Genomic DNA, 25,789 nt, shown 5'->3' on the forward strand with positions numbered 1-25,789 from the left:
CGACATTAAACATGTGCTATGTTTTTCCTGTTTTGTAGATCGTGTTTAGAGAGGTGCTGATGTCTGATTGGCTTGTTGTGGGTGGTGTGACCCTGACGCCGTGGATCGCGGGGCTCTGCGCCGCGCTCCTCGGCTGGGCTGGGGTGAGCGGGGACAGGGTGGCCCGCCTGTCGGCGACCGTAGTCGGGGTCGGGTTCGTCGCGACTCTCACGGTCGCTATCGCATCCGTTGCCGCGCCGCACCAGAGTGAGCAGGTGGTGTTCGGGTCCACCTCCGTGCACCTGGATGCCTTGGCGTTGATCTTGTCGATGCTGGTGCTGGGACTCAGCGCGCTGATCCAGGTCTTCGCGATCCGTTACCTACGGGGTGATCTTCGACAGGTATGGTTTGTCGTCGCAGCCAACCTGCTCACCGGTTTCACCGTGTTGATGGTCTGCGCTGGGTCGGTCGCCCTGTTCACCGTGGCCTGGATCGGAGCGGGGGCGGCCCTCGTTCTGCTCTTGGCAACCTATCGGCCGCTTGCGCAGGCCCGCGATGGGATCCGGCGCACCGGATCCAGGTTCATGATCGCTGACACTGTCTTCCTGATCCCTGTCGCCATCCTGCTGGTCACCGCCAGAGGAGATATCCCCCTGGACCAGCTTGGTGACGTCTCGAAGTCGTTGCCGTTGCCGCTTCAGCTGACGTTTGCCGCGCTGCTCGTGATCTCGGCGTTAGCTCGTTCAAGCCAGATCCCTTTCCAGGGTTGGTTGCCGTTCACGTTGGCGGCGCCCACGCCTGTGTCCGCGCTGATGCACGCCGGCGTGGTGAACGCCGGTGCCATCCTGTTGATCCGATTCGCCCCGGCGATCGCGCCACACCAGGCCGTCATGATCGGGGTGTTCGTCGCCGGTGCAGTGACCCTGGTCTACGCATCGGCGGCCCGCCTGGTCCGGCCGGATGTGAAGGGCCGGTTGGTGTTCTCAACAATGGCGCAGATGGGGTTCATGATCATGGCCTGCGGTTTGGGAGTGTTCGCGGCAGCAATCTTCCATCTGGTCGCCCACTCCCTGTTCAAATCCACCCTCTTCCTCGGGGCCGGCATGGGAGTGCGACAGCACGCCGTCGACCGAGACCTTCCACCCCGAAAGAACTACTCGCCGTTCACACTCGCTGCAGCCGTGACCCTGTCGGTGCTGGTGCCATTGGCGTCGCTGTCTGCAGCCGAATGGGTGTTCTCCCCCGCAGTGTCAACGGCCAGTACCGCTCTACTCGTGTTCGTTGCCGTGACCGCCAGCGTTGCTCTGGGCACAGCACTGAGCACCAATTTCTCGACCCGAACGTTCCTCACCGGCACGGCATCGATAGTGGTGCTGGCGTTCGGATATGTGGCTCTCCTGCAGTTATTCACAGCGGCGTTGGAACCCGCGACCACCATCAACGCAGGTCCGGCCTGGCTACTGGCCTTGCCCGCCGTCGGCCTCATCGCGGTCCAACTGCTTTCCCGCAACCCGCGCCAGTTTGCACACCTGCGTGACCTCGTTTACACCAGGACCGTGACGACCACCCTTCCCCGCCCGCCAGCTATCCCCCGCCCGTCTGTGACCACAGGAGTGTTGTCATGAATTTGATTCTTCGCGCCCAGGTGGCCACAGCCGCTCACGCCATTGTGCCGTCCTGGCCGGTGGAGTCCTTCATCGCGGTGAACCCTCTCGCAGGCCACGAACCTCGCCCATTCGAGGCCGCCGCCACCCCGGGCGTGGTCCTGACCCGATCCCGAGACGCCTACCTTGCCGACGCGGACCGCGGCCGCATCGTCGATGCCGACCTTGAAGCAGCCCTGGCCGAGCGTGTTCCCGAACTGGCCGGGAAGCTCACCATCGGCGGGAAAAGCGTGTCCGCGGTGAGCGTGGCGGTCCTGGACATGAAGAGTGCGGAGTGGAATTCCCCCGCCGCAGCCGAATCATCGGCGCCCTGGCTGGACGAGTACCTGGCCACCTGGGTTTCGTCCTACCTGAACCCGGACCCGCTCTGGGCCATGCCGCACAAGCAGCAGGGCTTCTACCAGGCGTGGCGAGCTCTGGCCCGCCGGGACCCGTCACTCCCGCGAACGGCGCGCCGGATGGTGGCCGAATTGCCCGTCGAGCCTGACGCCGCACTGGCGTGGGCGCTGGTCAGGCTCGGGGTCGCGGCGGAGGAGGTTACGGAGACGCTCCGAGCCGAGCTCCAGTACCTGCCGGGCTGGGTCGGCCACATCAAGTGGCGGGCCGAGAAGATTGGGGACATCGACCTGCTCTCCTACCTGGGTGTGAGATTGACCATCCAAGCCGTCCTCGACACAACACCTCTCCCGTCGTCACGCGAACCCCTGATAGCCGAGGAGGCCCAAACGACCCTGTGGCACCGGGCCGAGCACGTTGCCCGGTCGATCGGCAGTCGAGGAGACCGGGACGACATCGCGGCAGTGAGCCGGGTCTTGGCCACCCATCCGGTGCCCGACCACGCGCTGACGTGGCAGAAGGCCTACGAGCTGCACTACCGCGCCACCCTGATGCCGTCCCTCAGGGACACCGATCCCGTTACCCCTCGTCCCCAACTGCAACTAGTGATGTGCATTGACCCCCGGTCCGAAGGAATGCGGCGTCACATCGAGGTCCTCCCCGAAGTGGAAACGTTCGGGTTCGCCGGATTCTTCGGCGTCCCCGTGCGCTTCTCCCGGTACAGAGCCCGCGGGGCCGTGAATTCTTTGCCGGCCCTCCTGACCGCCCGCCACCACCTGACCGAACACCCGACCGACCCGGCGAAGGCTGAAGACCACATCATGCGCGGTCGCACCCGGGACGCGCTCCGTCAGTCGACCCACCGCGCCGACTCGGGCACAGTGACACCGTTCGCCTTCGCGGAGGTATCCGGATGGCTGTACGGCGCCGTCAGCGTGCTGCGCACCCTCACCCCGACATTGCAGGCCCGAATCCACCGATTCCTGACCCCATCGACGGTCACTCTGCCGAGCAACGTGTCAGTCGCCGACGCGTTCACGCTGGAGGAGCGGGCCGCGATGGCGGAAACCGCGGTGCGGATGATGGGCATCGGCCAGTTCGCCCCTCTGGTCGTGCTCGCCGGTCACGCATCCGAGTCGATGAACAACCTGTACCAGTCAGCGTTGGATTGTGGCGCCTGCGGCGGCAACCCTGGAGCGGCGAACGCCCGCGCCTCCGCCGCCATCTTCAACGCCCCCGACGTACGCGCCCTCCTGGCGGCCCGTGGAATCGACATCCCTTCCGACAGTTTCTTCATCGCGGCGGAGCACAACACCGTCACCGACGCCGTGACACTCCTGGACCGGCACCTCATTCCGCCGAGCCACGTCGATGTGGCGCGAACCTTTGACCGGGCCCAGCACACAGCAGCCGAGATGCTGGTCAGGGAACGCGCACAGGACCTGCCCGGGGCATCCCCGCACTCGCCCGCCCGGGTCCAGGGGCGCGCCCACGACTGGGCGGAAGTGTATCCAGAGCTGGGTCTTGCTGGAAACGCCGCCATGATCATCGGACCGCGTCAGATGACCCGCGGCGTCAACCTGGACCGGCGGGTGTTCCTCCACTCGTATCAGGCAGAGTTGGACCTGGAGGGTGCCGCGCTGGAAACGATCATGACCGCACCCTTGGTAGTCGCCCAGTGGATCAACCACCAGTATTACTTCTCCGCCCTCAACCCCGCCACCTTGGGCGCCGGAACCAAAACCATCCACAACGCCATCGGCACTATCGGTGTTCTCACCGGCCACACCGGCGACCTGCGCCGCGGCCTGCCGTGGCAATCCGTCGGCCTCGGCGACCAACTTTTCCACGAACCGATGCGCCTGACCGTCATCATCCAAGCGCCCCTGGACAGCATCGGCCGCATCGTCTCCCGCAACCAGGTGCTGCGTAACCTGTTCGACAACGACTGGATCACCCTCATCGCACGCAACGAACCCGCAACCCCCTGGCACCGCTACGCCCCGTACGGCTGGACGGCCGCCCCCGCCACGCTGAAAGGAAGATGACCATGAACAACTTGACTCATATGACCCGGCTTGAGGTTGTCGTGCCCGCCCGCGACGCCCCCGCAATCCGCGAACTGATCACATCCGCCGGAGCCACCGGCTACACGTCCGTGTCAGGGGTGTCCGGAATCGGACACCATGGCCAGCACTCCGGGGCTTTGCTCTTCAACGAATACGACACCCTCACCATGCTCATCACCGTCCTACCGCCCGACAACGCCGGCGAGCTGATCGACGCCGTCCAGGAACTTCTCAGCACCTCCAGTGGTGTCATGTTCGTCTCCGACACCTACGTCTCCAGGCCCGACTACTTCCAATGACCCGACCCCGCACGGCCTACATTGGACGCGCGATCACCTTCGCCACGATGCACGGCAAAGAATTGCTCGCCCACGACGCATTCCAGAACTTACTGGGTGCGACCGGCACCGCGGCGACGGGCATCGACACCGACCAATTTGGAACATTCGCCGGCGACATCCCCCGACCCCTCAGCCCGCGCGACTCAGCCCGTGCGAAAGCCCAACTCGGCATGCAGATCGCCGGAACCGGCCTCGGCCTCGCCTCCGAAGGCACCTTCACCTCCGGATTCGGACTGATCGTGGAGAACATTGAACTTCTCGTATTCATTGACAACACCCTGGGCCTGGAAATTGTCTAAGGCAGCGTCACCACCTCGCCAGTAGCCGGAGGACGACGCATCGCCAGCGCCCGCGAAGCCCTCACGTTCGCGTCAGCCATCGGCTTCCCGGGCCAAGGAGTGATCCTGCAGAGCACCCAAAACAACCACACGACCGCCCACAAAAATATCACCCAACTCGAGGTCCTCGGCGGCACCACTGAAGCTCTTCTGAAACAGCACCACTCCATCGTGATACTTCCGGACTACCGCGCCCACAAGGCACCGTCCCGCGCCGCAGCCATCCGGACGCTCTGAGAAAAAATGGCCCAGCGACTTGCAACAGAGTGTCCGCACTGCCGGGCGCCCGGGTTTGGCCACATCAACGTCGAACGCGGCGCGCCTTGCTCCTTCTACGGATCGGCAACCCAGACCATCGCAGCCGATATCCACGGCTGCGGCCGGTGCAGTTACCGAACCCGGACCCCACGAAATCACGCTCGCACAGATCCAAAATGGTGCGATTACTGTAACCCTTAAGCTGGCAGCCCAACCGATAACGTACTCCATGCCGGCGGCGATCGATAAATACTTCTTCCAAGTTCCCAGATGCATTCTTGCTGAGGCCATTACGTAGCCCGGCCGTCACCTGATAGCCACCAACAGCCGAATCCAGAATGCAGTGCACATGATCTATCCAGCTTCATCCATGCCGGTCCTGCTGTTCTGCTACGACGTCTCCGAGCTCTCGCCCAGCGTCAGGCGGCCGGCGAGGTGGGCGGCATCTGAAGCCCGGCCGTGGACACTGAGCTGGCGGGCGCCGCCGACGAGCTGCACCTCGGGTCGGTCGCGACGGCGCTCGAGCCGGGCGCGTCTAACGTGGCACGCCTGCTGGAAACCAGCCGCGCGGCGGCCACCATCACGTTTGATCTGAACATCCGGCCGGCGCTGATCCATGACTCTGTGGCCGCCCAGTCGAGGGCGGCGTAGTTTACGCGCCTCGCCGACGTCGCGAAGGTCAGCGACGAAGACCTGTTCTGGGTGCACCCCGATCGTGATCTCGCCGAGACGGTAGTGTTCTGTCTGGCCGCCGGGCCGGCCGTTGTGGTGGTCACCCAGGGCGAGGAGAGAGCGTTCGCGCTCAGCTCTCAGGACAGGTGTGTGTGCGCCTGAAGACGGTGGTCGACACCGTCATTGCCGGCGACACTTTCATGGGTGCCCTCATCGGTGGGCTGATCGACGCAGACTTGATAGGTGCAGACCGACGCGCAGCGCTGCGCCGGCTTCCGCTTAGCCTTCTCGAATAGATCCTGCAGCACAATGCTGCCGCGGCAGCACTCACGGCCTCGTGCCCCGGGGCCGCCCCGTCTACCCGCGCGCCGCAACGTGACGCCTACCTCAGGGTCAGGTGCGCGCCGGCGCCCCGTCGCGGGAGCGCTCGATGTCGGCGAACGTGGGGTCGTCGTCGAAAGACTTGATGCGCGCTACCTGGAAGATGATCAGCGCATAGACGGCCTTGGCCAGGATATCGGCGATCGAGTAGCCGACCTGTTTGTAGACCCAGGCATCAGGACCGGCGATGCTCAGCAGCGGCAACAGATAGGCGATCGGATAGACGCCCCAGCTCAGCAACAGCAAGAAGCGCAGCTGGCTCAGGATGCGTCGCACGCCCACGGGCTGCTGGTTCAGCGACTTACTCAGCTGCACGAACAAGACATAGAGAATGTAGGCGAACGGGACGGTTGACAGCAATCCGAACAGGCCACGGAGACCGTTGTCGCCACTGATCTCGCCGGGGTAGCCGAGGATGATCATGAGCGCGGCAGCCGGAACGAGCCGCACGAGAAGACCCCGCTGCACCGACCGGGCCAGCGCGAGCACGGCGATGAGCTCGACCAGCAGCAAGGGCACGGTGAGGAGCCAGTCCACGTAACGGTAGCCCTCATTGAATCCCGCCCCGGCGGCCTGAGCGTAGTCGCCTCGGCCACCCACGGCGTCGGTCACGAATGCCGCCTTGAACGAATCGAAGATGCGGAAGTAGTGGTACGCGGCGATACCGCAGACCACGATGGCGACTGTGATTGCCTGCCGGTACCGAGGCAGGATGCGCGGCAGCGCGATCAGGAGGTACACCGCCGTGAACAGTTGCGCGGCGATCACCAGCGAAAGAAAGTTGTAGACGGTGTCGTATTGACCAAGCGAGAGAATGTCGGGAATCATGAGCTACTCCATCGGGGTTTGTCAGTACCTGATATGTCTTACTGAGTAAGTTACCTAAACTTTAAACTACATTATGAGCTTGTTTGGGAAGGATTCGATAGAGTACGTTCCACCCACCGTGAGTGACACGACTCGCTCCGGGCCGACCGGAGGAGACATGGCCCAACCCGCACCACTCGCGCACACCCTCACCGGTTTTCCGGCGGCGGCTACGCTGTTTGTGAGCGCCCTCGATGCCAACCGCCAGCGCATCGCGCAAGATTCCGGTGTGAGCGCCACCGAGTTGGGTGCGCTGTTCAGGGTGGGTCGGTCGATGAGCATCCCGCCCAAGGACCTGGCCCACCACCTGGGTATGACCAACGGTGCTATCACAGCCATCGCCCGCCGGTTAGTCGACGCGAACCTGTTGCACCGGGTCGCCCATCCCGGCGACCGCCGCAGCCTTTATCTTGAACTGACCCAGCATGGGCACGACGTGATGAGCGGCATCCACCGAGATTTCTCTGAGATGCTCGCCGCCTGCACCACCAGCCTCACTGCTATGCAGCTCACCGCCTTCACCGAGGCGCTCACGTCGGTCGCAGCCCAGGTGCGCACTCGGTCCGCGCGCCCCTGACGCGCAGAACGGCTACTCGCTCTTTGTCAAAAACGGCAAGCTGAACAACGGGCACAACTAGGTCTGCCGAGCGCTTACACCGTCTCCTCTCCGGACATCCTGTCGACCGGAATACGCTGTTATTGGTCATGCCGAACTGACCAGAAATGCGGCTCTCCTGACGTAACCGTGGGTGGTTTCCGAGGTCACGTCCCGCTGAGTGGTGGAGTTTCTCAACACCGTGCGGGTCAGTTGTTCTAGCTTAGGCGGCGGCGAGTTCGGGGAGGATCACTGCCTCGTCGATGACCTCGATGGGGTTGTTCATGGTGGCCAGCTCGAGCATGGATGCTTCAGAGAAGTAGCGGCGTTCGCCGGCTTCCCACTCGTCGTGCTGCTCGGTCAGAACCGACCCGGCCAGGTACAACAGGGCGGCGGCGTTGGGGAACACGCCGACGACGTCGGTGCGGCGTTTGATCTCTTTGTTCACCCGTTCCAGCGGGTTTGTGGACCAGATCTGTCGCCAGTGTCGCCTGGAGAACGCGGCGAAAGCGAGCAGGTCGGGTTGCGCGTCGACGAGCATCGCGGTGACTTTCGGGTGGGACCGGGCGAGCATTGTGGCGACCTTACGGAACTGCTTCTCGATGTGCTCACGGTCGGGCTGGGCGAAGATGGTGCGGATGATCGAGGCGACCATGTCCTGGGACCCTTTCGGCATCACGGCCAGGACATTACGCATGAAGTGCACCCGGCAGCGCTGCCAGCCAGCGCCCGAGCGCTCGAAGGGGGCGGCGCCGATGAACGCGGTCGCTTCCGCATCGATCAATTCTTGATAGAGAGTTTCCGTCGCGACGCGGATACGGTCGGTGACATCGGTGAGTTTGAGTTCTCCCAGCAGGTTGAGCAGGGCAGACTGGTCTAGAGCCATCGTGTGGTGTCCTTCGTGAGTTCTTTGATCGGTTCTCACTGACCATCCCACGGTGGCTCTTCCTGTTGACGAAGCAACGCTCAAGAGCGGGAAACCACACCACTCACCGGGACGTGACCGCGGCCGCACCTCTATTCCTCCACGTTCCGCCCGGGGCGCGTGTCTGGTCGCCGCTGGCTCCAGTAGAAACAACTACCGCGACGAGTAGGTTTTTACAGCAAAGACGTGGGAGTGCCCTCGTCGGGAGTGCGTTTCTGCCGCGACGACGCCGGGAACTGCTGGTGTCGCGGCGCTCACAGCGGAGTCGGGCTGGGTGGTAGCCTGTCCGCATGGCTTCGCCTGAGACACAATTTAGTGCAGACGGAGACGCTCATTCCTCTCGCGCCGTGCACGAACTCGCCGCTCAGTGGGAACGGCGGGGGCATGATTCCCAGCAGGTCGAGCTCATCGCCTTGGTGAGAAGCACCGCCATGCACCTTCGTTCCGGTGCGGATGTTGTGTTGGCCGCCCATGGCTTGTCACGGGAGATTTTCGATATCCTCGCGGCGCTTTATCGCGCCGATGGTGACACGTTTGTTACGCAGGCACAGCTTGCTGGCCAGATGTTCGTGACGCAGGCGGGAATGAAGAAGCGCCTCGGGCGTTTGCATGAGATGGGGTTGGTCACGCGCAGCGTGGATCCGAAGGACGCCCGCCAGTACCAGCTTGCGCTGACTGACGATGGGCGCGCCGTGCTGGACGGGGTGCTCGACGAGTTTTTCGCTGCCGAGGCAGCGAGCTTGGGTGGGCTGGCAGAAGCTGACCAGCGCCAGCTCATCCGGTTGCTGCAGCGTCTGCTCGCTCACAAGCCGGGCTGAATCCATGAGCCGGGTGGCTTACACCGGGGGTAAAATACTTAACTAGTTAAGGATTACGCTGGTGTCTGGGCCTAGTAGGGCTCGTGAATCCGTAGGAGGATCCTCATGGCGCTTATCAACAGCGCGGAACCGACGATAGCCCAGGCGCCGCAGGGACAGGTTAACGACCTCAGGTCGGCCCTCGCCCTCATCGCCGATGATCCGAAGAACTTCATCCAGACCGATCATCCGGTCGACCCGAACGCCGAACTGGCGGGCGTGTACAAGCACGTCGGCGCTGGTGGAACGGTGATGCGGCCCACTCGTCGTGGCCCCGCGATGCAGTTCAACAAAATCACCGGCTTCGATGACGTGCGTGTTGTGGTGGGTGTGCTCGCCGATCGAAGCCGCGTCGCGACCCTGCTCGGCGCCACCCCGAAGACAGTGAACCAGGTTGTGGCCGCCGCTTTCAACGCGGCGCTCGCACCCGTCGTTGTGGGCAAGAACAATGCACCTGTGCAGGAGAAGATCTACCTCGCCTCCGACCCCGGCTTCGACATCCGTACACTGCTGCCGGCCCCGACGAACACGCCGGAAGACGCCGCACCGTACTTCTGTATGGGATTGCTGCTGGGCACCGACCCCGAAAATGGCCATTCCGACGTCACTATTCACCGTATCGCAGTGCAGGGCAAGGACGAGCTGTCGATCTTCTTCGCGCCGGGCCGCCACATCGACGCGTTCCGGCTCAAGGCCGAGGCCAAGGGCGAGGCTCTTCCGATAACCATCAACATGGGTCTCGACCCCGCCGTCTACATCGGAGCCTGTTTCGAGGCGCCGACCACACCGTTCGGTTACGACGAGTTGCAGGTCGCTGGCGGGCTGCGCCACTCGCCCGTCGAGCTGGTCAAGGCCATTACCGTGAACCAGCACTCCATCGCGCGCGCTGAGATCGTCATCGAGGGCGAGCTATTGCCGAACGTGCGTATGCGCGAGGACCTGCACTCGGACACTGGGCACGCCATGCCCGAGTTTCCCGGCTACAACGGCCCGGCCAACACCGCGCTGCCGATCTTCAAGGTCACGGCGGTGACCACCCGGATGCACCCGATCCTTGAGACTCTCGTCGGCCCGGGCGAGGAGCATACCTCGCTGGCCGGAATCCCGACCGAGGCCTCGATCCTTCGCGCGTTGGACGCGGCCCTGCCGGGCTTCGTCTCGCAGGTCTACGCACATACCGCCGGCGGCGGCAAGTTGCTCGCGGTTGTGCAGGTGAACAAGTCCAAGGCGTTCGATGACGGCCGTGCCCGCCAGGCCGCTCTGGTGGCCCTGGCCACCTACAGCGAGCTGAAGAACGTCATCCTCGTGGACGAAGACGTTGACCCGTTCGACTCCGACGACGTGCTGTGGGCGATGACCACCCGGATGCAGGGCGACCTCGACCTCATCGTGGTTCCCGGTGTGATGGGGCACGTGCTTGACCCTAGCCAGCAGCCGGACTACGACCCGCGCCTTCCCGTGAAGGGCGTGACCGCAAAGACGATCTTTGACGCGACCGCACCGTTCCACATGAAGGATGTTTTCGCCCGCGCCCAGTTCAAGGAAGTCGACCCCCGGCCATGGGCTCCGAGCCTTCACTTCCCCGAGTACGAGGACTAGGTGGCGCGCAAGCGCCTGATTGTCGGCATCACCGGTGCCAGCGGAATCGCCTATGGCGTTCGGATGCTTGACGTGCTGCGCGGACAGGACGTCGAAACCCATCTCGTGATATCACCTTCCGGGCAGATCACCCGGGAGTACGAAACGGTGCTATCCAAACACGAGTTGGAGGGCCTTGCCGATTTTGTGCACAAGCCCTCCGACATCGCAGCGTCGATCTCCTCGGGTTCTTTCGTCACTGACGGCATGGTCATAGCACCCTGCTCGATGCGCACTCTGGCCGAGATAGCCACCGGCGTCAGCGCATCGCTGGTCTCGCGGGCGGCCGACGTCATCCTCAAGGAACGTCGCCGCCTGGTGCTACTCGCGCGGGAAACCCCATTGTCACTGGTGCACCTGCGCAACATGACGGCTGTGACCGAGGCCGGCGGGATCATCTTCCCGCCGGTCCCCGCCTTTTACATCAGACCGACGTCGTCGATCGACATCGTTGACCAGACCGTAGGTCGGGTTCTCGACCTGTTTGGCATCCACATCGATACCTTCCCCCGCTGGGGAGCCGAATCAAAGAAGGTCCAATGATAGGCGCCATTATCAACTCCGTAGCCGTGCTGGTCGGCGGCTTTGGAGGTGCGGCCCTCGGCGGTCGTATGCCCACACGACTGAAAGTCGGCCTGCCTGCAATCTTCGGTGTCGCTTCGATGGCCATGGGCGTGGTGATGATCGTCAAGGTCAATACCATCGGCGTGATGGTTATCTCGGTTCTCCTCGGCTGCGTGGTAGGGGAGCTGGCCTACGTCGAGAAGGGCATCGGCGTGGCCGCATCGGCGCTAAACCGCTTCATCGGACGGGTTGTGCCGATACCCGGCAACATCACCCATGAAGAATTCCTCGAGAAGTACGTGGCCATCGTGGTGCTCTTCTGTGCGAGCGGAACCGGAATCTTTGGCGCTCTGCACGAAAGCATGACCGGCGACCCGTCGATTCTGATCGCCAAGGCCGCGCTCGACCTTCTGACTTCTGCAATCTTTGCCACCACCTTGGGCTACGCGGTCGGAGTGGTCGCGGTGCCACAGATCGTCATCATGGTTCTGATTGAGCTCGGCGCCGTGTTCATTGAGCCCCTGATGAGCGGTGGCGCAGAGGCCAACTTCTCCGCCGTGGGTGGAGTTCTGATGCTCGCAACCGGTTTCCGAATCTGCGGCCTGAAAAATTTCCCGATCGCGAATATGCTGCCGGCGCTGATCTTCGTTATTCCGGTGACCACGCTCTGGTCTTTGGTCTTCTAAACCATGGCCGCCAGAACCACATCGCCCGCGTTCACCGCGGCGATCGACCGGTATATCGCCAGCCACCACGTGGTGTCGCTCGCCGCCAGCGCCGAAAATTCGGTGTGGGCGGCGAATGTGTTCTACTCGTTTGACCTGCCCGGGCGGAGGCTGCTGTTTGTCACGAGCCCGAACACGGCCCATGGGCGCCTGATGCTGGCCAATCCCACCGTCGCCGCGACCATTTCCACCCAAGAAAAAGACGTCACGAAGCTTCAGGGCATTCAACTGCGCGGAACGTCGACTCTGCTTGCTGGCGCGGAGGCCGACCGGGGGCGAAAACTGTTCGCCGCGATATCCCCGGTGCCTATTATTGTGAACGTCGCGCTGTGGGCACTGGCACCGACCTACTTAAAAATGGTCGACAACTCAAGGGGATTCAGTCACAAAGAAGAGTGGCCCCAGCTCGACTAGAGGGTCGCGCCGCCGCGCGTGGCCGGTTGCGTCCAATAGCGTGGTGTAACCCCGGCCCTGATGGGCGTGTTGCAGGTCAAGTCCAAATGTGTGGTGTAACGAGTTTTCCGCGTGATTCTTGGATTTCCAGGCGCTGAGGGCGCTGAGTTCGGTTGTTTGCTCCTCCTTCTCGGTCGGGATGAGGGTGAGGCGTGAGCGGCTGAGGACGTCGAGGCCGAGGTAGCGGCGGCCTTCGATCCATTCGTCGTGTTGTTCGGCCAGAACCGCTCCGACGAGCCGGATCAGGGAGCCACGATCGGGGAAGATGCCCACGACGTCGGTGCGGCGGCGGATCTCTCGATTGAGGCGTTCCTGTGGGTTGTTGGACCAGAGCTGACGCCAGATCTCCTTCGGGAACCCGGTGAACGCGAGCACGTCGGCCCGGGCTCTCTCGAGGTGAGTGGCGACCGCGGGGAGCTTCTCCTCGAGCGCGTTCAGGACCCGGTCGAACTGGGCGTGCACGGCGTCCTTGTCGGGCTGGTCGTAGACGCAAGTGGAGCAGGGTCTTCACCCACGGCCAGCTGGATTTCGGGGTCGCGGACATCAGATTCGCGGCGTAGTGGGTGCGACAGCGCTGCCAGGTGGCGCCGGGCAGGGTGGCCCCGATTGCGGCGACGAGGCCGGCATGGGCGTCGCTGGTGACGAGCTTCACCCCAGTCAGGCCGCGGGCGGTCAGGTCGCGGAAGAAACCGAGCCAGCCGGCACCGTCTTCGGCGCTGGTGACCTGCAAACCCAGGATCTCGCGGTGCCCGTCCTTGTTCACGCCCGTCGCGAGGAGCGCGTGGATGTTGGCGACACGGCCGCCCTCGCGGACCTTCAGCACCAGGGCATCGGCGGCGACGAACGTGTAGGGGCCGGCGTCGAGGGGGCGGGTGCGGAACTGCTCGACCTGCTCGTCGAGGTCCTTGGCCATGATCGACACCTGCGACTTGGAGAGACGAGTGATACCGAGGGACTCGACTAGCTTCTCCATCCGCCTGGTCGACACCCCGAGGAGGTAGCAGGTCGCCACGACGCTGGTCAGGGCGGCCTCGGCGCGGCGACGACGTTCGAGGAGCCAGTCCGGGAAGTAGGTGCCGGTGCGCAACTTCGGGATCGCGACATCGAGGGTGCCGGTGCGGGTATCGAAGTCCCGGTGCCGGTAGCCGTTGCGGGAGTTGACTCGGTCGGCGGAGATCTGGCCGTATTCGGCGCCGCAGACGGCCTCGGCCTCGGCACTCATCAGCGCGTTGATGAAGGTGGTCAGCATCTGCCGCATCAGGTCCGGCGAGGCTTGCTCGAGTTGTTCGGACAGGAAACGGGCAGGGTCAATAAAATGAGGTGCGGTCATCGCGTGTACTCCTTCGGAAAAGACTTGATCGATCTTTCCAAGAATCACGCGGTGGCCGCCTCGTGAGTGCAGGCTCTCTCCATCAGTAGCTTTCTTCTGCGTGCGAATTTCGCGAACGCCCCAGTATCAAACAACTGACGCTGAACATCATCACGACCCTGCATGCATCAACGTCTCAACACTCCATCCGAAACCGTGCGTCGGTACGCTTTCATCGCCCAAGTGTCAGCAGGTTCGTAGGACCTGCACCGTTCGAGGAGCATGTCGTTTTTGCCGCGGCCGTCGGTCCCAGACGACCTCACGGCTGACCAACGAGGGGCTTCTTTCCAACTCATCGCGACTTGACGCAGCGACGGTTGGACGCCCCTATACAGGGGTGCGCAGGGGTGCGTCAACCCTCTTGAGAGTTCTCTTTTCAGCATGTGTACTGAACCTCCCATTGTGATTTGGAGGCGTTCATGCCCGAACATGTCCTAGCTTCACGTCAGCCCGACAGCGTTAGCTTAGTCGCCGTTTCCGCGACGACCTGGCAAGTACGAGGTCAGCGAGACGGGGATGAGCCAGCCTCCGATATCCTCGGCTACATTCAACACGTCGGAGATACCTTCGAGGCAACGAATCTCATCAGGCCTCTAGAATGCCGTGCCATGTCCACCCTGGCCCGAGCGGTGGAGAGTATCGCCGGGGCGGCAACGAAATGAGCGCCGAAACCCAAGCCCCGACGACCACCTCCCCAGTCTCGCTTGTTCGCCCGGCGGTCGCCGGGCGCTATACGCGCGAGGCCACAGATACTTTCGGTGACTATCTGCGCCGCATCGGCAAGGGCCCGCTCCTCAGCGCCGAGGACGAGGTCAACCTCGCCCGGCGCATCGAAGTCGGACTCTTCGCCGCAGAGAAACTCTCGCACGGGGTCGACGACCCCGAAATCTCCCGGGAACTCTCCTGGCTCGCCCACGACGGCGGCCGGGCGAAGAACCACTTCATCGAAGCCAACTTGCGCCTCGTCGTCAGCATCGCCAAGCACTACTCCGGCCGCGGGGTGCCGATCATGGACCTCGTCCAGGACGGCAACATCGGCCTCGTCCGCGCGGTAGAAAAGTACGACTTCACGACCGGCTACAAGTTTTCCACCTACGCCACCTGGTGGATCCGCCAAGCAATCCACCGCGGCATAGCCGACAAGTCCCGCATGATCCGCATCCCCGTGCACACCGCGGAAAAGCTCAACAAAATCAAGCTAATCCGCCGCGACCTAATGATTTCCCTAGATCGGGAACCAACCATCCAGGAACTGGCAGCTGCCACTCTTCTCACGGCCCAGGACGTGTCCCGGTTACTCAGCTACGACCGCGAACCCATCTCTTTGGACATGCCGATCGGTGATGGTGTCGGGGACATCTCCGAACTCATCCAAGACGGCGACCTGCCCGAACCCGAGGAATACGCGACCCTGACCCTGCGCCGGGCCGATATCTCCTTCCACCTTCACCGACTGCCGTCCCGGGAACAGGCCATCTTGACCGCCCGGTTCGGACTCGACGGCGACGAGCCGCACACCCTCGAACAGGTCGCAGCCGTCCAGGGCGTCACCCGGGAACGCGTCAGACAAATCGAAAAACGCGCCCTCGCACTCCTGCGCGTACCCCGACTCGAACAATACCTCTACGACTAAACCCGATAAGGAAGACAACCCCCGGTCGGTTTCGGTCACGGTGAGGAACTTCGCACCTTCATGCGCGCGTTTGCTGGCCCCGGCAGAATGGGCAGGTCAACAGGATTCCGTACAGCGACGGCTAACCCACGACTGAGCGGCGGCCGATCCCCCCGACAAGTCCAGAGGTGTGAGCTGCTGCGGTAGAACCTTCTGCGCGTGAAGTGGGCCAAGTACAAAACATAGACAACGGTGCTCGTTTGGCGAAATTGGCGGAATTCAACATTTTTCGAGCGGCCCCATTTTCGGGTTGACTACGAGGCTGCTGAGTGTGATTATCACGATCCGACTCGAAAGGCGTACAACCATGAAAGTACTCGCATACATTTTGTCGGTGCTCGTGGCAACCGGCCTCATTATCGGCGGCACCTTCCTGATCCTCGTCCAAGCGCCAACAGGTTCAAGCGGCCTGCTGATACTGGCGATCGGTGCGCTCTGTGTCTTCATCTACGGCCCGCTCATCCTGGGTTCAATCACGTCATATTGGGATGTGAAGAAAACGGGCGAGAGTCGACGGTATTTCAGATGGTGGTTCGGGATAGTGCTCGGGCTCGAGGCACTCGGAGCGGTCGCGATCATTCTCTATGCGCTCCTCACCCACGCGCCTGCTTGGCTGCCGATCGTCTTCATCGGAGCCGGGGTCGTGCTCACCGCGCTCGCACTGCTCGTGGGACAAACGCTCCTCCGACACGAAGAAGCACGTCCCCTCGTCGAACGACCCTGGGTTCCGATCAGCCGAAGGGAGATCGTGCGCAAGATCACCATCGTTGCCATCACCTTTGTAGCCACACTCGTGCTCGCTCTCGTGCTGTTCACCGTTCTCGCCCGTGGGAGCACTTCCGCCATCTCGGAAATCGGCGTACAGCTGTCCTTCGCGGCAGAATCTGCGTTCTTCGCCGCGGCCCTTGCCTGCATACTCGTTGCCCTGCCACTGAATCGCCGTCTTCGCGAAAGCGTCAGCCGGGACCTTGGAAGATTGAGAAAGATGGGCAAGGTAGTGCTACGCGGCAAGCACCTAGAGCTCGATCACGACGAGCAGGTCGCAGCGGCCAAATACGCGGTGCTGATTTCTATAGTCTTTCCCTTCCAACTCGCTTACATCACGCTGCTGTATGTCGGACTCGGAATCCAGCAGTCACAGTCCCTCGTGTCGGGAACCCGATCAGACTTTTCGATCGGGCTACTTATCGCGCTCATCGTCGCGCTGCTGGCTTTCTTCCCTCTGTTCGGTCGACGGATATACCGGGCACGCAAATACGCCCGAGACCACGCAGAACTTCTTCCAACAGATGATGTCACGTCCACCCCCACCACCAACGGCCTCGTCCGTTAGCGGAGAGCCTTTCAAACCTCAGCGCGGAGATACGCGTAAACAGTTTCACGGCTGATACCAAAGTCTCGAGCGAGAGCAGCCTTCGTCACACCGCCGGCCGCCTTCTCACGCAACTCCGCAGCCCGGGCCGCATCCAGAGATGGCGCGCGGCCTCGGTATACGCCACGCCTCTTCGCCAGGGCAATACCCTCACGTTGACGTTCGCGAATCAGAGACCTCTCGAACTCAGCAAAAGCACCCATCACGTTCAGGAGCAAGTTCGCCATCGCATTGTCCTCCCCTGTGAACGAGAGCTGCTCTTTCACGAACTCGACTCGGACCTTCTTCGCCGTGAGCCGGCGCACGATCGAGCGGAGATCCTCCAAATTGCGGGCAAGGCGGTCCATCGAGTGCACGAGAACAGTATCGCCATCCCGGACGAACTTGATCAACTCCTCCAACGCAGGGCGATTCAGGTCCTTCCCCGACGCCTTGTCCTCGAATACCCGATCGACGTCGACACCATCAAGCTGGCGGACGGCGTTCTGATCGAGGGTGCTGACTCGCACGTATCCAACTCGTTGACCCGTCATGAAGCCTCCGGCCCTTTCCGTCAGGTTGAACTCTAAGACCCGACAATGAATGCTGTCAGACAATACAAATATAACCCTATCCTGACGGCATTGAATGCGTACGCTTGACGTCTAGTTGGGGTGTACCCCAAATTGACCCACCCCAATCAAGAACCGAGGTCGGCGCTTGAAAATACACGTCATGGTCAAAAATTACTATTCACAACGGCCACCTGCGTGCGAGCGAGCGAGAATGGATCGGTAGAGAACCACAATGCCGGGAGGCCGCGAAGGCTCAACACGGCGCGCCGGAACATCATCGATCTCGACCATGGGCTGCCGGCGGTCTCCCGAGTCAGCGGATGCCCAGGCAGCTCGGGCCCCCGCCGGGCTGGTGCACCTCCACAACGCGCACCACGTCACAAAGGGACCCGCACGGCGTCACAAAGTGGAGCCGGACATTGGGGGGAATTACCCACGTCCGTGACTCGGAGTACGTGGATGTCAACGGCCAATAGGAACTGCCCGTAGGCGGCCAGCAGAATTTCCCGGTGGCGGCCACGAGAACTGCCCGGTCATCTGCCCACCGGGGAGGGTGAGCCTCCACGAGCCGTTCGACCTCGACAGCGATCTCGTCCGGCTAACGGCGGAGTGCGGCAAGTTGTTCGGCGAGCCCCGGGAGCACGATGCTGCTCGCGTTGGTGCCGGTGACGACCATCTGCTCGCTCAGTGCCCGGGTGATCTCGTCAGCGGCGCGGCGCCCCATCCGGGGTGCCAGTCTGACCAAGCGGTTGCCGAGCCGTTCCCTGTTCGTTTACCGGTGAGCGCCACGGCGTTGCCTGATGTTGGGTATCAGCCCAGCCTCGGATCGGTCGTCGCACCGTGAATCAGAGTGCGATCACCCAGCGGCGCCGCCAGAGTTATTGTCCCTCTCTCTAACGCCAGATCCGCCGTGCAGACCACTCCCGGCTTCTGATCGTAAATCACGTACGGCGTCACAGTGACGGTCGTCGTGGTCTCGGACACCTGGACGTAGCCCAGCGTCGTGCACCCGCTACCTGGACCGACGATCACGATGTAGAGGGTGTTTCCACTGCTGCCCTCGAGCCGCCACGATGCCACGTATTCCGTGGCGGTCGAGGGAACAGCTACCGGCTCGGTCGGCAACGGCGAACTGGCATCGGCCGGGGGTGTGCTGGTCGATACGCCGCTCACCGCTTCTGTTCCTGGAGAGCCATTCTGACTCATGTTCGCCGGCTGGCCTGCACCAAGAACACCTATGCCAATCGCGGCGATTGCGGCCGCGACAGCAACCACAATCCCGGAGATCAGCGTGATCCTCGTTGTTTTCTTCATGTCCGGTCCTCCTTGGCCATGCACTCCGCTAGCCGATGGTCAAACCCCACTCGTTCATTTCTGCGTTGATGTCAGTGTAGTAAAGGGTTGACCCGCACGTTCTGACGGTCTGTGGATACCAGTTCGCGCATCGCGCTTGGGTCCCGCCCAGGCCCGTCACCGTCCCAACCACCTGGTTTGTGCCGCTGCGGATGACCGGACCACCGCTGTCGCCCAGGCCGACATCCTGAGCATTGCTGCCAGTCGCGACCAGAATGTGGCAACGCGGGCCAACGTCGAACGTGACGCAGCCTTGCTGCGCGACCGTCGTATCGCACACCTGACCTTCGAACGCACCATCGTTGCAGACCACGGCGCCAGCCGGCGATCCACCGGGATTGGTGCTGATCACCGTGCTCGTCGGATTCAGCGTGTAGCCGAACCAAATCAGTCCTGAGTTCGCTGTCGTGTGCACCAGTTCTGCGTCCAACCCGTTGGAAGTGCCATCGATATTGGTCACGGTCCCGATCTGGGCGCCATCACCGCGTGGAATCGTCGCGGAGCGGTTGTAGACCGTCGCTCCCACCGGAAAGCAGTGTGCGGCCGTCAGCATGAAGTATCCACTGGCTGCGATGACAGGCACGCCGGTGCTGCAGTCCTCGGCGTTGTCGGTTACCCAGTCGCCACCATCGAACGGAGAATAGTCAGCGCCTCGGTCGGCGGCCGCTATTGGCAACTGACCCACGTTCCCGACCTGAACCAAGGAGCCGAATTCGGTCGCCACGGACGCGTCCTGTGCCGCCGTCCCGTTCAAGATATTCACATCGATCAAACCTGACTGCCCATCAATGGTCCACGACTCTAGCGTGATGCCGCTGGCGCTCAATTTGTCCGCAGCTGCAGTGATTCCATCCATCGTGGACTTGAGCTTTGTCAGGCTCGCCCGGGCTGTAACAAAGGTCGGGACAACCCCCGTCAAGGCTGCGACGGTGTTGATCGCGCTCCTCGCAACCGGACCAATCGACGTCAAATGCACGACAAGCGAGTTCCCGTTGTTGGTCAGAGACACGCCTCCAAAAACGTCAGGCAATGCCGAAGTCGCATAGGAGAGAACAGCATCAGCGGCCTTCCCTGCTCCATTAGTGCCGGCCGAAACAACGCTAGTAACGGTGCCCGGATTGTCTTGCGGGATGGCCAACGCACCAGATGCTCCGCACATCATTGCCGTCACGATGGCGATAGTGGCCACTGCGCTTGCCCTAGGCACGCGCATCTTCCTTACGCTCACTGCTTCTCCTTGCTCGCGACTATCCCCGATGGGACGAGACGGGGAACCAGTGAAGTAAGGGATCCGTCCGTGGCAACTTGCTCCTCGCAGTCTGGCATTGGCGCGAGTAAGACGCTCGTCCCCATTCGAGGGTGCGAACCAACTGAGAGGATCCCGATACCCGGAGGCAACTCGAAGGTACAGCCACTGAAGATCCGGAGGCAGCCGGCGGGAACGCATGGCCGCAAACATCGGATCGGGCCACTGCTAAGCCTCGATCCACCGGTGGGCTTGGGTGAGTGGGGTCGCTCGGGCGTGATCTGAGGTTTCTGGTGGTGGGCATGGCGGTGCGGCCGGCCTTGCTGCCGGTGGTGTTCCTAATCCGGTTGCGCCGTTTGGCTGGGTGGTCAGATGGTCGCGGTTCGCGGCGGGCCGCAGGCCGCAGGCCGCCGTGTCATCTTGTTAATGGGGCAACCCGGGAATCCAGACCCGCAGTACGTAGCCGCGACCTTAAATCCTTGTCAAAGTTGGATGGCGGCTACTATCCCGCGAGTGAAGCCTGAAGACGTCGACCTGCCGCCTACCGCGTCATTTCCCGCGCCCCTCGGCTCGGTCCTTCATCGTCGCATCAGCTCGAAAATCGCCTAATGCTTCGAGAACACTCATGCGCTGCCGGAAGATTATCAATCTGGTCAGGATATTCTTCTCAGAAGATTTCATTCTTGGGGAGATTTGCAGCGATGGGGAGCGATTCAATGGGGCGGATTGTCGACTTAGTTAGAGGATTTGCGGATACGACTCTGACGTACGTGCTCAAATTCGGCGTCGTCGGTCTCTGCGTGGCGCGTCGCCTCATCGGGTAGCGCTGTTCTGACGACCCGGTAGCGTTCTTCTGCGGAAGTGGTAGCGGCCCGGACTGTCTGCCCGGGCCGCTGTGGTGTCACTCCCAGTAGGTATCGTGGCTGCGGGTTTGTTCGTTGCGGTGCCGGCGCATGTCGATCTGGCCCAGGTTGATGATCCGGGCGTGGTTCGCGAGGCGGTTCACGATGGAGTCCGCCGCGACCCGGTCGGGCAGTTCGGCGACCCAGTGCGCGGGTCCGGTCTGGGAGGCGATCATCGTCGGCAACCGGTGTTCCCGGTTCGCCAGCACGGCGAATAAGTCGCTGGCGGCATCGCTGTCGATGCCGACGGTGAGGAAGTCATCGATGATGAGTAGGTCGATGTTGGATAGCTCGTTCAGCAGCTTCTGGTGCGCGATCCCGTTGCCGCGGGCGATGACGAGCCGCCGGGCGAGGTCGTCCATCCGGAAGTAGGCGACGGTGTGCTCGCTCTGGCAGGCGCTGATCCCGAGCGCGCAGGCGAGGTAGGTTTTCCCGCCTCCGCTGGGCGAGATGATGAGCAGGTTCGTCGAATCCGCCCGCCACTGATGGGCGGCATAACGGCGCATCCGAACCGGGGTGATGCCGCGCCCGTCGCGGTAGTCGACTTCCGCGACTGTTGCTCCGGGAATCGGAAGCTGTGCCTGGCGGATCAGCCGCTCGACCTTGTTCACCCGCCGGGATTCCAACGCGTCGTCGACGGCGGTGAGGAACAGCTGCTCCGGGGTGAGGGTGTCGTTGGCCTCGTCCTGGATGAGTTCCTCCAGCCGGGTCGCAACATGGGTGACCCGCAGGGCCCGGAACTTGTCGTAGTCGATGCTCGTGAAGGTCATCGCCCGGTCCCTTCGCCGATCTCGTAGTGGGACGCATCGCGAACATAGACGTCCGGTCCGGAGTCCCGGAAGACGACGGTGCTGCCGCGCTTGCGGGTCGAGGCTGCCGGGATCAGCGGCTTCGGTTTCTTCGCGTCGCTGTCGATCGTGGCCATGAGGTGTTTCAACGTCGTGTAGGTGGGGTGCGCACGGCGGTTCAGCAGCTCCTGGCAGGCGGCGTCCAGCCGTTGCCGGTTGTTCTTGCCGAGCCCGTCGAGGATGTTCTGGCAGGCCAGATACCCTTGCGCCTCGATGCTCTGGGCGTCGAGGATCTGCTCGATCACCGTGACCGTCGCCGGGCCGAAACTACGCGCCCGATCGGTGAACCACCGCCTCGACCACAGCCCGTCGATATTGCGGTGCTGCGGCGGAACATGCTCCGGCAGGGTCGAGTACTGGCCTTTCCGGCCCGTCAACCGCGGGTGTTTGCAAATGATGTCGTTCCCGTCGAACACCGTCACCGTCGAAGCGGTCAGCCGCACCCGCAACAGCTTGCCGGCCAACGCGAACGGCACCGAATACCGTTGGGTGTCGGCGGTGACGTGGTAGTTGCGGCCCGCCTTGAGCTCCTTCCACTGGACGTCCTCGAATGCCGCGTCCGGCAACGCACCCAACAGCTTCCTCTCTTCAGCGTCGAACCTCTCCCACCGGGTCGAGCCGTCAGCGCGGCGGATATCGTGGTTGATCTCCCGCACCCGCTCGACGATCGCGTCGTTCAACTCGGCCAGAGTCGTGAAAACATCGTCCTCGAGATAGCCGATGACACGTTTATTGACGACGTTCACCGCGTTCTCGGCTGACGCCTTGTCCCGGGGCTTCTTCACTCTGGCGGGAACGATCGCGCACTGGTAGTGGTCAGCGAGCTGCTGATATCGGGCATTCACCACCCGCTCCGCATCTCCCGGGTGGGACCGGTTCGTCGCGGTCGTCGGGTTGTCCGGCACGATGATCTGCGGCACCCCTCCGAGGAACGCGAAGGCCTGAACGTGGGCATCGAGCCAGGCCGGCGACTTCATATCAATGAACGCGCGGCAGAACATCAGCCCGGAGAACGGCAGCACCGCGACGAACAGCACCGCCCTCGTGACCTCGCCAGTGACCGCGTCGACCAGCTCGATAGTGTCGCCGGCCCAGTCCACCAGCATCGCCCGGCCCGGCTCGTGGTTCAGCACCGCGACTAGGTCGTGACTGCGGACGTAGTCGGTGAACAGGGCGCAGAACTGCGAATAGCCATACTTCTTCCCGACGTCCTTCGTGTCGACATAGCGGCGCCAGGCCAACAACAAGGTGAAGTGCCGGTTCGCTTTCATCGACGCCAGCACCCGAGACAGGTCGGGCTGGTCATATTCCTCGGACACCTTCCGGCGCCCGTCCGGGAACCACCCGGCTAGGTCGGCGTCGCTGACCGAATCCGCCGCGGTGATGCCGCGCGCCTGCATTTCCTGGCTCACCCGGGCCACGGCCCGGTGAGAGCACCCCGCGATCTCCACCACGTCCCGATAGCTGCGCCCCTCCAGCAACAGCACCAGGATCTTTCGATAATCCGCCATGAACCAGTACTCCAAACGTGAAACGACAACACCCCATGTGTTGTCGTTTCACAGCAGAGCAGCACACCCGCTTCGAGCGCTACCCTGTCCCCGGAATCCTGCTACCGCATCGCCGGAACACCGCTACCCGATAGGGCGACTCGCCATCTGCGGATACGTGGTCGATCTTGGCCTCTTCAATGCTCTCCGACTCGGAGCCCTCGGGCAGAGCCACTATGTGCAAGGTCCTATCGGCGCCACGATCATCTCCGTCGGCATCGCGACTCTCGTGACCTGGTTTGGCAACCGTTACTGGACGTTCCGAGCTCGACGCAGGTCGAACATCGCGCTCGAACTCTTTGAGTTCGTGGTCGTGTCGGTCCTGGGGCTACTCGTCAGCCTCGCGTGCCTGTGGGTGTCGCACTATGCACTGGGCTTTGAGAGCCTCCTCGCGGACAACATCGCTAAGAACGTTGTGGGGCTGGGGCTATCTACTGGTCTACGGTTCCTTCTATATCACTACTGGGTCTACGGAAGCCAGAGGACCGATCAAATCAGCAACCTCGGAGAAAGCATATCCGCGGACGTCGTCGCGTAGACCTCGATCTACTCCCTCGCCTTTGCATCCGAAGCAGACATCCGCACATGGGTCAAAGGATGGAACGAGAATCCGAAGCCATTCATCTGGACCAAGCCCGCAGAACAGATCCCCGAATCCCTCAGCCGACTTCTACAACGAACTACCGCCGCCGGACACTAGCTGGCATCGAGCGTGCACGGCCCGCCCCGTATCGACTGAGACGGAGACGGAGATTGCCGACGAGGATGCAGCCGGGTCTCGACAGCACCCTCGACCTGATCCTGCGCGGATTGGGGAAGGAAGAGGGCGACGCCCCCCCTTTCCTGACTGTCGTCGTGCTCTCGCTCGCCAGTTGGTTGCAGGGATAGTTGGATGCTGTTGCAACGGGATGTGGGTAAGCCGAAGGTGGCCGGGCGGCGCCCAGTTTGGCATGGCCGCTAACAATCGAGCCCGGCACCGAGGCCGCCACAGCCAGAAGTGCCGCGTCGATCACATCGCCACCCCACTATCGGTGTGAGCGCCACTGCCAGCGAGGAACTGCCCCGCAGTAGCCAACCAGCGCCGCCACGAACTCGCTCGGACTCATCGCTCCCCCGCTCTCTGCGCTCATGCCGCCCAGTCTGCCCCCACCGTGACCTCAGCGCACCCTCCCCGACCCGACCGCCGGGATACTCAAATGAGAATGTGGAGCCCAAAGAACCGTCCAAGACGTCGAAAAACGCCGGAAATACGCTGAAGTTCGCGAACCTCTGTTAGATTCAACGCGGTCCAACCGACCAACGGATGCGGCCTCTGGCACCGCCCGCATTGCCCGCATCACCCGTGTACCTGTTTTTTACAGGCGAAGGTCCGAGGAGGACACTCAATGGCTGACAAGTCGCTGAACAAGACCGAGCTCGTTGCCAAGGTTGCCGCAGACTCTGGCCAGAGCCAGGTTGCCGTCGACAGCGTGCTCAACGCTTTCTTTGCCGCACTCGCCGAAACCGTCGCGAGCGACGGCAAGGTCACCATCCCGGGCTGGCTCGGCGTCGAGCGCACCGCCACCGCGGCGCGCACCGGCCGCAACCCGCAGAACGGCGAAGAAATCGCCATCGCCGCCGGCCACCGCGTCAAGCTGACCGCCGGCAGCAAGCTGAAGGCCGCCGCCAAGTAACATCGCCACCCGTTCCACCAGCTTCAGACAGAGGAGGGTGTCGGCTTCGGCCGGCGCCCTCCTGTGCGTACCGGCGTCGGCGAACCGCTCGCCACCCAGTGGCGGTGTGTGGGGTTAGGCAGTTGGTTCACTGTCGAGTGTCATGTGCCGGCGCATGAACCGGTCGAATTGTGGAACCGTGAACTTCGCATACCCGAAGCGAGACGTATACAACAGCCCTTTGGCAATCAGTCGGGATCGTATCGGGCCGAGCTGCTCAGAGGTCTTCTGGAGGACCGCCGCAACGTCGGCGGCTTTGTGTTCAGCGCCGCCGAGTTCGGCCATTGCCCGCAAGTACATCAGCTCGTCCGGAGTAGTTCGTTGCACCCTCGCTTGGAAGAAACTACCGTCGAGCTCTGAATCGACTTGGCTCAACGCGTCTTCTGCGTCGACGAGGGTAATCACTGGCCCGTCAGCGGTGTTCCATGCTGCACGGCCGAACTCCTGAATGAAGCACGGGTATCCCTCCGTATACGCGAGGATGAAATCGATTGCTTCCGGCTGGTAGGTGACGCCCTCCCCTTTGGCCGGCTCAACGATGGCCTGCAC

At 62.7% G+C, this 25,789-nt stretch carries 23 protein-coding genes and 5 pseudogenes; 18 read left to right on the forward strand and 10 right to left on the reverse strand.

What is annotated here, in order from left to right:
* Positions 1-158 precede the first annotated feature (158 nt).
* The 6 genes and pseudogenes from RCH22_RS20675 to RCH22_RS20700 all read left to right on the forward strand — a co-directional run bounded on the left by RCH22_RS20675 (position 159) and on the right by RCH22_RS20700 (position 5,636).
* A complete protein-coding gene (locus RCH22_RS20675; RefSeq protein ID WP_327015621.1) occupies positions 159-1,604 on the forward strand; it encodes a proton-conducting transporter membrane subunit in 1,446 nt (481 codons plus the stop codon).
* Positions 1,601-4,027 (forward strand): DUF2309 domain-containing protein, encoded by a 2,427-nt coding sequence (locus RCH22_RS20680; protein ID WP_327015622.1) that lies wholly within the window; start codon positions 1,601-1,603, stop codon positions 4,025-4,027. Before RCH22_RS20675 ends, RCH22_RS20680 begins: the two co-directional genes overlap by 4 nt.
* Before the next feature lie 2 nt (positions 4,028-4,029).
* Positions 4,030-4,347 (forward strand): transcriptional regulator, encoded by a 318-nt coding sequence (locus RCH22_RS20685; protein ID WP_198413719.1) that lies wholly within the window; start codon positions 4,030-4,032, stop codon positions 4,345-4,347.
* On the forward strand, positions 4,344-4,688 hold the full coding sequence (locus RCH22_RS20690) for a hypothetical protein (RefSeq protein WP_327015623.1): 345 nt from the start codon (positions 4,344-4,346) through the stop codon (positions 4,686-4,688). The genes RCH22_RS20685 and RCH22_RS20690 overlap by 4 nt, the downstream gene beginning before the upstream one ends.
* Positions 4,689-4,766: 78 nt before the next feature.
* A pseudogene (locus tag RCH22_RS21275) lies at positions 4,767-5,186 on the forward strand (DUF6671 family protein).
* Between the two features lie 258 nt (positions 5,187-5,444).
* Complete coding sequence (locus RCH22_RS20700; protein WP_327015625.1) at positions 5,445-5,636, forward strand: hypothetical protein; 192 nt, start codon at positions 5,445-5,447, stop codon at positions 5,634-5,636.
* Positions 5,637-6,050: 414 nt separating this feature from the next.
* Here RCH22_RS20700 and RCH22_RS20705 read toward each other — a convergent pair whose 3' ends face one another.
* The gene (locus RCH22_RS20705) at positions 6,051-6,866 is read right to left on the reverse strand and encodes a bacteriorhodopsin-like (protein ID WP_327015626.1); all 816 of its coding nucleotides are present in this window, start codon (positions 6,864-6,866) and stop codon (positions 6,051-6,053) included.
* A 157-nt stretch (positions 6,867-7,023) separates the two neighbouring features.
* Here RCH22_RS20705 and RCH22_RS20710 point away from each other — a divergent pair, with 157 nt between their 5' ends.
* The gene (locus RCH22_RS20710) at positions 7,024-7,482 is read left to right on the forward strand and encodes a MarR family transcriptional regulator (protein WP_327015627.1); all 459 of its coding nucleotides are present in this window, start codon (positions 7,024-7,026) and stop codon (positions 7,480-7,482) included.
* A 241-nt stretch (positions 7,483-7,723) separates the two neighbouring features.
* Here the strand turns inward: RCH22_RS20710 and RCH22_RS20715 are convergent.
* Positions 7,724-8,221 (reverse strand): annotated as a pseudogene (locus RCH22_RS20715) (transposase); the annotation flags it as partial.
* Between the two features lie 551 nt (positions 8,222-8,772).
* Here RCH22_RS20715 and RCH22_RS20720 point away from each other — a divergent pair.
* From RCH22_RS20720 to RCH22_RS20740, 5 genes are all read left to right on the forward strand, one after another.
* On the forward strand, positions 8,773-9,243 hold the full coding sequence (locus tag RCH22_RS20720) for a MarR family transcriptional regulator (RefSeq protein ID WP_322140283.1): 471 nt from the start codon (positions 8,773-8,775) through the stop codon (positions 9,241-9,243).
* Between the two features lie 105 nt (positions 9,244-9,348).
* Positions 9,349-10,881 carry a UbiD family decarboxylase gene (locus RCH22_RS20725; protein WP_323508363.1) on the forward strand — a complete coding sequence of 511 codons (1,533 nt, stop codon included), beginning with the start codon at positions 9,349-9,351 and terminating at the stop codon, positions 10,879-10,881.
* A complete protein-coding gene (locus RCH22_RS20730) occupies positions 10,882-11,463 on the forward strand; it encodes a UbiX family flavin prenyltransferase (protein ID WP_323508364.1) in 582 nt (193 codons plus the stop codon).
* Complete coding sequence (locus RCH22_RS20735; protein WP_323508365.1) at positions 11,460-12,170, forward strand: DUF554 domain-containing protein; 711 nt, start codon at positions 11,460-11,462, stop codon at positions 12,168-12,170. Before RCH22_RS20730 ends, RCH22_RS20735 begins: the two co-directional genes overlap by 4 nt.
* Positions 12,171-12,173: 3 nt before the next feature.
* On the forward strand, positions 12,174-12,623 hold the full coding sequence (locus tag RCH22_RS20740; RefSeq protein WP_322140286.1) for a pyridoxamine 5'-phosphate oxidase family protein: 450 nt from the start codon (positions 12,174-12,176) through the stop codon (positions 12,621-12,623).
* 183 nt (positions 12,624-12,806) lie between these two features.
* Here the strand turns inward: RCH22_RS20740 and RCH22_RS20745 are convergent.
* Positions 12,807-13,992: pseudogene (locus RCH22_RS20745) on the reverse strand (IS256 family transposase); the annotation flags it as partial.
* A gap of 697 nt (positions 13,993-14,689) precedes the next feature.
* Here RCH22_RS20745 and RCH22_RS20750 point away from each other — a divergent pair.
* Both RCH22_RS20750 and RCH22_RS20755 read left to right on the forward strand, forming a co-directional pair.
* Positions 14,690-15,664 (forward strand): sigma-70 family RNA polymerase sigma factor, encoded by a 975-nt coding sequence (locus RCH22_RS20750; RefSeq protein ID WP_327015628.1) that lies wholly within the window; start codon positions 14,690-14,692, stop codon positions 15,662-15,664.
* A gap of 346 nt (positions 15,665-16,010) precedes the next feature.
* The gene (locus RCH22_RS20755) at positions 16,011-17,036 is read left to right on the forward strand and encodes a hypothetical protein (RefSeq protein WP_327015629.1); all 1,026 of its coding nucleotides are present in this window, start codon (positions 16,011-16,013) and stop codon (positions 17,034-17,036) included.
* Between the two features lie 11 nt (positions 17,037-17,047).
* On the opposite strand, the gene RCH22_RS20760 is transcribed toward RCH22_RS20755, so the two are convergent.
* The 6 genes and pseudogenes from RCH22_RS20760 to istA form a co-directional block, all read right to left on the reverse strand.
* Positions 17,048-17,608 carry a recombinase family protein gene (locus tag RCH22_RS20760; RefSeq protein ID WP_327015683.1) on the reverse strand — a complete coding sequence of 187 codons (561 nt, stop codon included), beginning with the start codon at positions 17,606-17,608 and terminating at the stop codon, positions 17,048-17,050.
* Positions 17,609-18,230: 622 nt separating this feature from the next.
* Positions 18,231-18,439, reverse strand: a pseudogene (locus RCH22_RS20765) (IS110 family transposase); the annotation flags it as partial.
* The gene (locus RCH22_RS20770) at positions 18,440-18,943 is read right to left on the reverse strand and encodes a hypothetical protein (protein WP_327015630.1); all 504 of its coding nucleotides are present in this window, start codon (positions 18,941-18,943) and stop codon (positions 18,440-18,442) included. It lies immediately after the preceding pseudogene.
* Between the two features lie 28 nt (positions 18,944-18,971).
* Positions 18,972-20,171, reverse strand: coding sequence for a hypothetical protein (locus RCH22_RS20775; protein ID WP_327015631.1), 1,200 nt, complete (start codon positions 20,169-20,171; stop codon positions 18,972-18,974).
* A gap of 958 nt (positions 20,172-21,129) precedes the next feature.
* A complete protein-coding gene (locus RCH22_RS20780; protein WP_327015632.1) occupies positions 21,130-21,900 on the reverse strand; it encodes an ATP-binding protein in 771 nt (256 codons plus the stop codon).
* Positions 21,897-23,504 (reverse strand): IS21 family transposase, encoded by a 1,608-nt coding sequence (gene istA, locus RCH22_RS20785; RefSeq protein ID WP_327015633.1) that lies wholly within the window; start codon positions 23,502-23,504, stop codon positions 21,897-21,899. Before istA ends, RCH22_RS20780 begins: the two co-directional genes overlap by 4 nt.
* A 142-nt stretch (positions 23,505-23,646) precedes the next feature.
* On the opposite strand from istA, the gene RCH22_RS20790 reads away from it, so the two are divergent.
* The 4 genes and pseudogenes from RCH22_RS20790 (at position 23,647) to RCH22_RS20805 (ending at position 25,201) form a co-directional block, all read left to right on the forward strand.
* Entirely contained in the window at positions 23,647-24,066 is a 420-nt protein-coding gene (locus tag RCH22_RS20790) for a GtrA family protein (protein ID WP_327015634.1), read from the forward strand.
* Between the two features lie 30 nt (positions 24,067-24,096).
* Positions 24,097-24,228: pseudogene (locus RCH22_RS20795) on the forward strand (IS630 family transposase); the annotation flags it as partial.
* A 65-nt stretch (positions 24,229-24,293) separates the two neighbouring features.
* A complete protein-coding gene (locus tag RCH22_RS20800) occupies positions 24,294-24,416 on the forward strand; it encodes a hypothetical protein (RefSeq protein ID WP_327015635.1) in 123 nt (40 codons plus the stop codon).
* Between the two features lie 497 nt (positions 24,417-24,913).
* On the forward strand, positions 24,914-25,201 hold the full coding sequence (locus RCH22_RS20805; protein ID WP_327015636.1) for an HU family DNA-binding protein: 288 nt from the start codon (positions 24,914-24,916) through the stop codon (positions 25,199-25,201).
* Between the two features lie 114 nt (positions 25,202-25,315).
* On the opposite strand, the gene RCH22_RS20810 is transcribed toward RCH22_RS20805, so the two are convergent.
* Positions 25,316-25,789, reverse strand: a complete 474-nt coding sequence (locus tag RCH22_RS20810; RefSeq protein ID WP_327015688.1) for a hypothetical protein — start codon at positions 25,787-25,789, stop codon at positions 25,316-25,318.

Origin of the sequence: Cryobacterium sp. GrIS_2_6 (assembly GCF_035984545.1) — a bacterium.
Taxonomy (GTDB): Bacteria; Actinomycetota; Actinomycetes; order Actinomycetales; family Microbacteriaceae; genus Cryobacterium.

Coding starts and splice junctions, on each gene's coding strand:
- RCH22_RS20710 (WP_327015627.1), top strand. CDS start 7,024: ATGGCCCAACCCGCACCACTCGCGCACACCCTCACCGGTTTTCCGGCG.
- RCH22_RS20740 (WP_322140286.1), top strand. CDS start 12,174: ATGGCCGCCAGAACCACATCGCCCGCGTTCACCGCGGCGATCGACCGG.
- RCH22_RS20800 (WP_327015635.1), top strand. CDS start 24,294: ATGCAGCCGGGTCTCGACAGCACCCTCGACCTGATCCTGCGCGGATTG.
- RCH22_RS20735 (WP_323508365.1), top strand. CDS start 11,460: ATGATAGGCGCCATTATCAACTCCGTAGCCGTGCTGGTCGGCGGCTTT.
- RCH22_RS20755 (WP_327015629.1), top strand. CDS start 16,011: ATGAAAGTACTCGCATACATTTTGTCGGTGCTCGTGGCAACCGGCCTC.
- RCH22_RS20685 (WP_198413719.1), top strand. CDS start 4,030: ATGAACAACTTGACTCATATGACCCGGCTTGAGGTTGTCGTGCCCGCC.
- RCH22_RS20705 (WP_327015626.1), bottom strand. CDS start 6,866: ATGATTCCCGACATTCTCTCGCTTGGTCAATACGACACCGTCTACAAC.
- RCH22_RS20750 (WP_327015628.1), top strand. CDS start 14,690: ATGAGCGCCGAAACCCAAGCCCCGACGACCACCTCCCCAGTCTCGCTT.
- RCH22_RS20680 (WP_327015622.1), top strand. CDS start 1,601: ATGAATTTGATTCTTCGCGCCCAGGTGGCCACAGCCGCTCACGCCATT.
- RCH22_RS20760 (WP_327015683.1), bottom strand. CDS start 17,608: ATGACGGGTCAACGAGTTGGATACGTGCGAGTCAGCACCCTCGATCAG.
- RCH22_RS20690 (WP_327015623.1), top strand. CDS start 4,344: ATGACCCGACCCCGCACGGCCTACATTGGACGCGCGATCACCTTCGCC.
- RCH22_RS20805 (WP_327015636.1), top strand. CDS start 24,914: ATGGCTGACAAGTCGCTGAACAAGACCGAGCTCGTTGCCAAGGTTGCC.
- RCH22_RS20725 (WP_323508363.1), top strand. CDS start 9,349: ATGGCGCTTATCAACAGCGCGGAACCGACGATAGCCCAGGCGCCGCAG.
- RCH22_RS20780 (WP_327015632.1), bottom strand. CDS start 21,900: ATGACCTTCACGAGCATCGACTACGACAAGTTCCGGGCCCTGCGGGTC.
- RCH22_RS20770 (WP_327015630.1), bottom strand. CDS start 18,943: ATGAAGAAAACAACGAGGATCACGCTGATCTCCGGGATTGTGGTTGCT.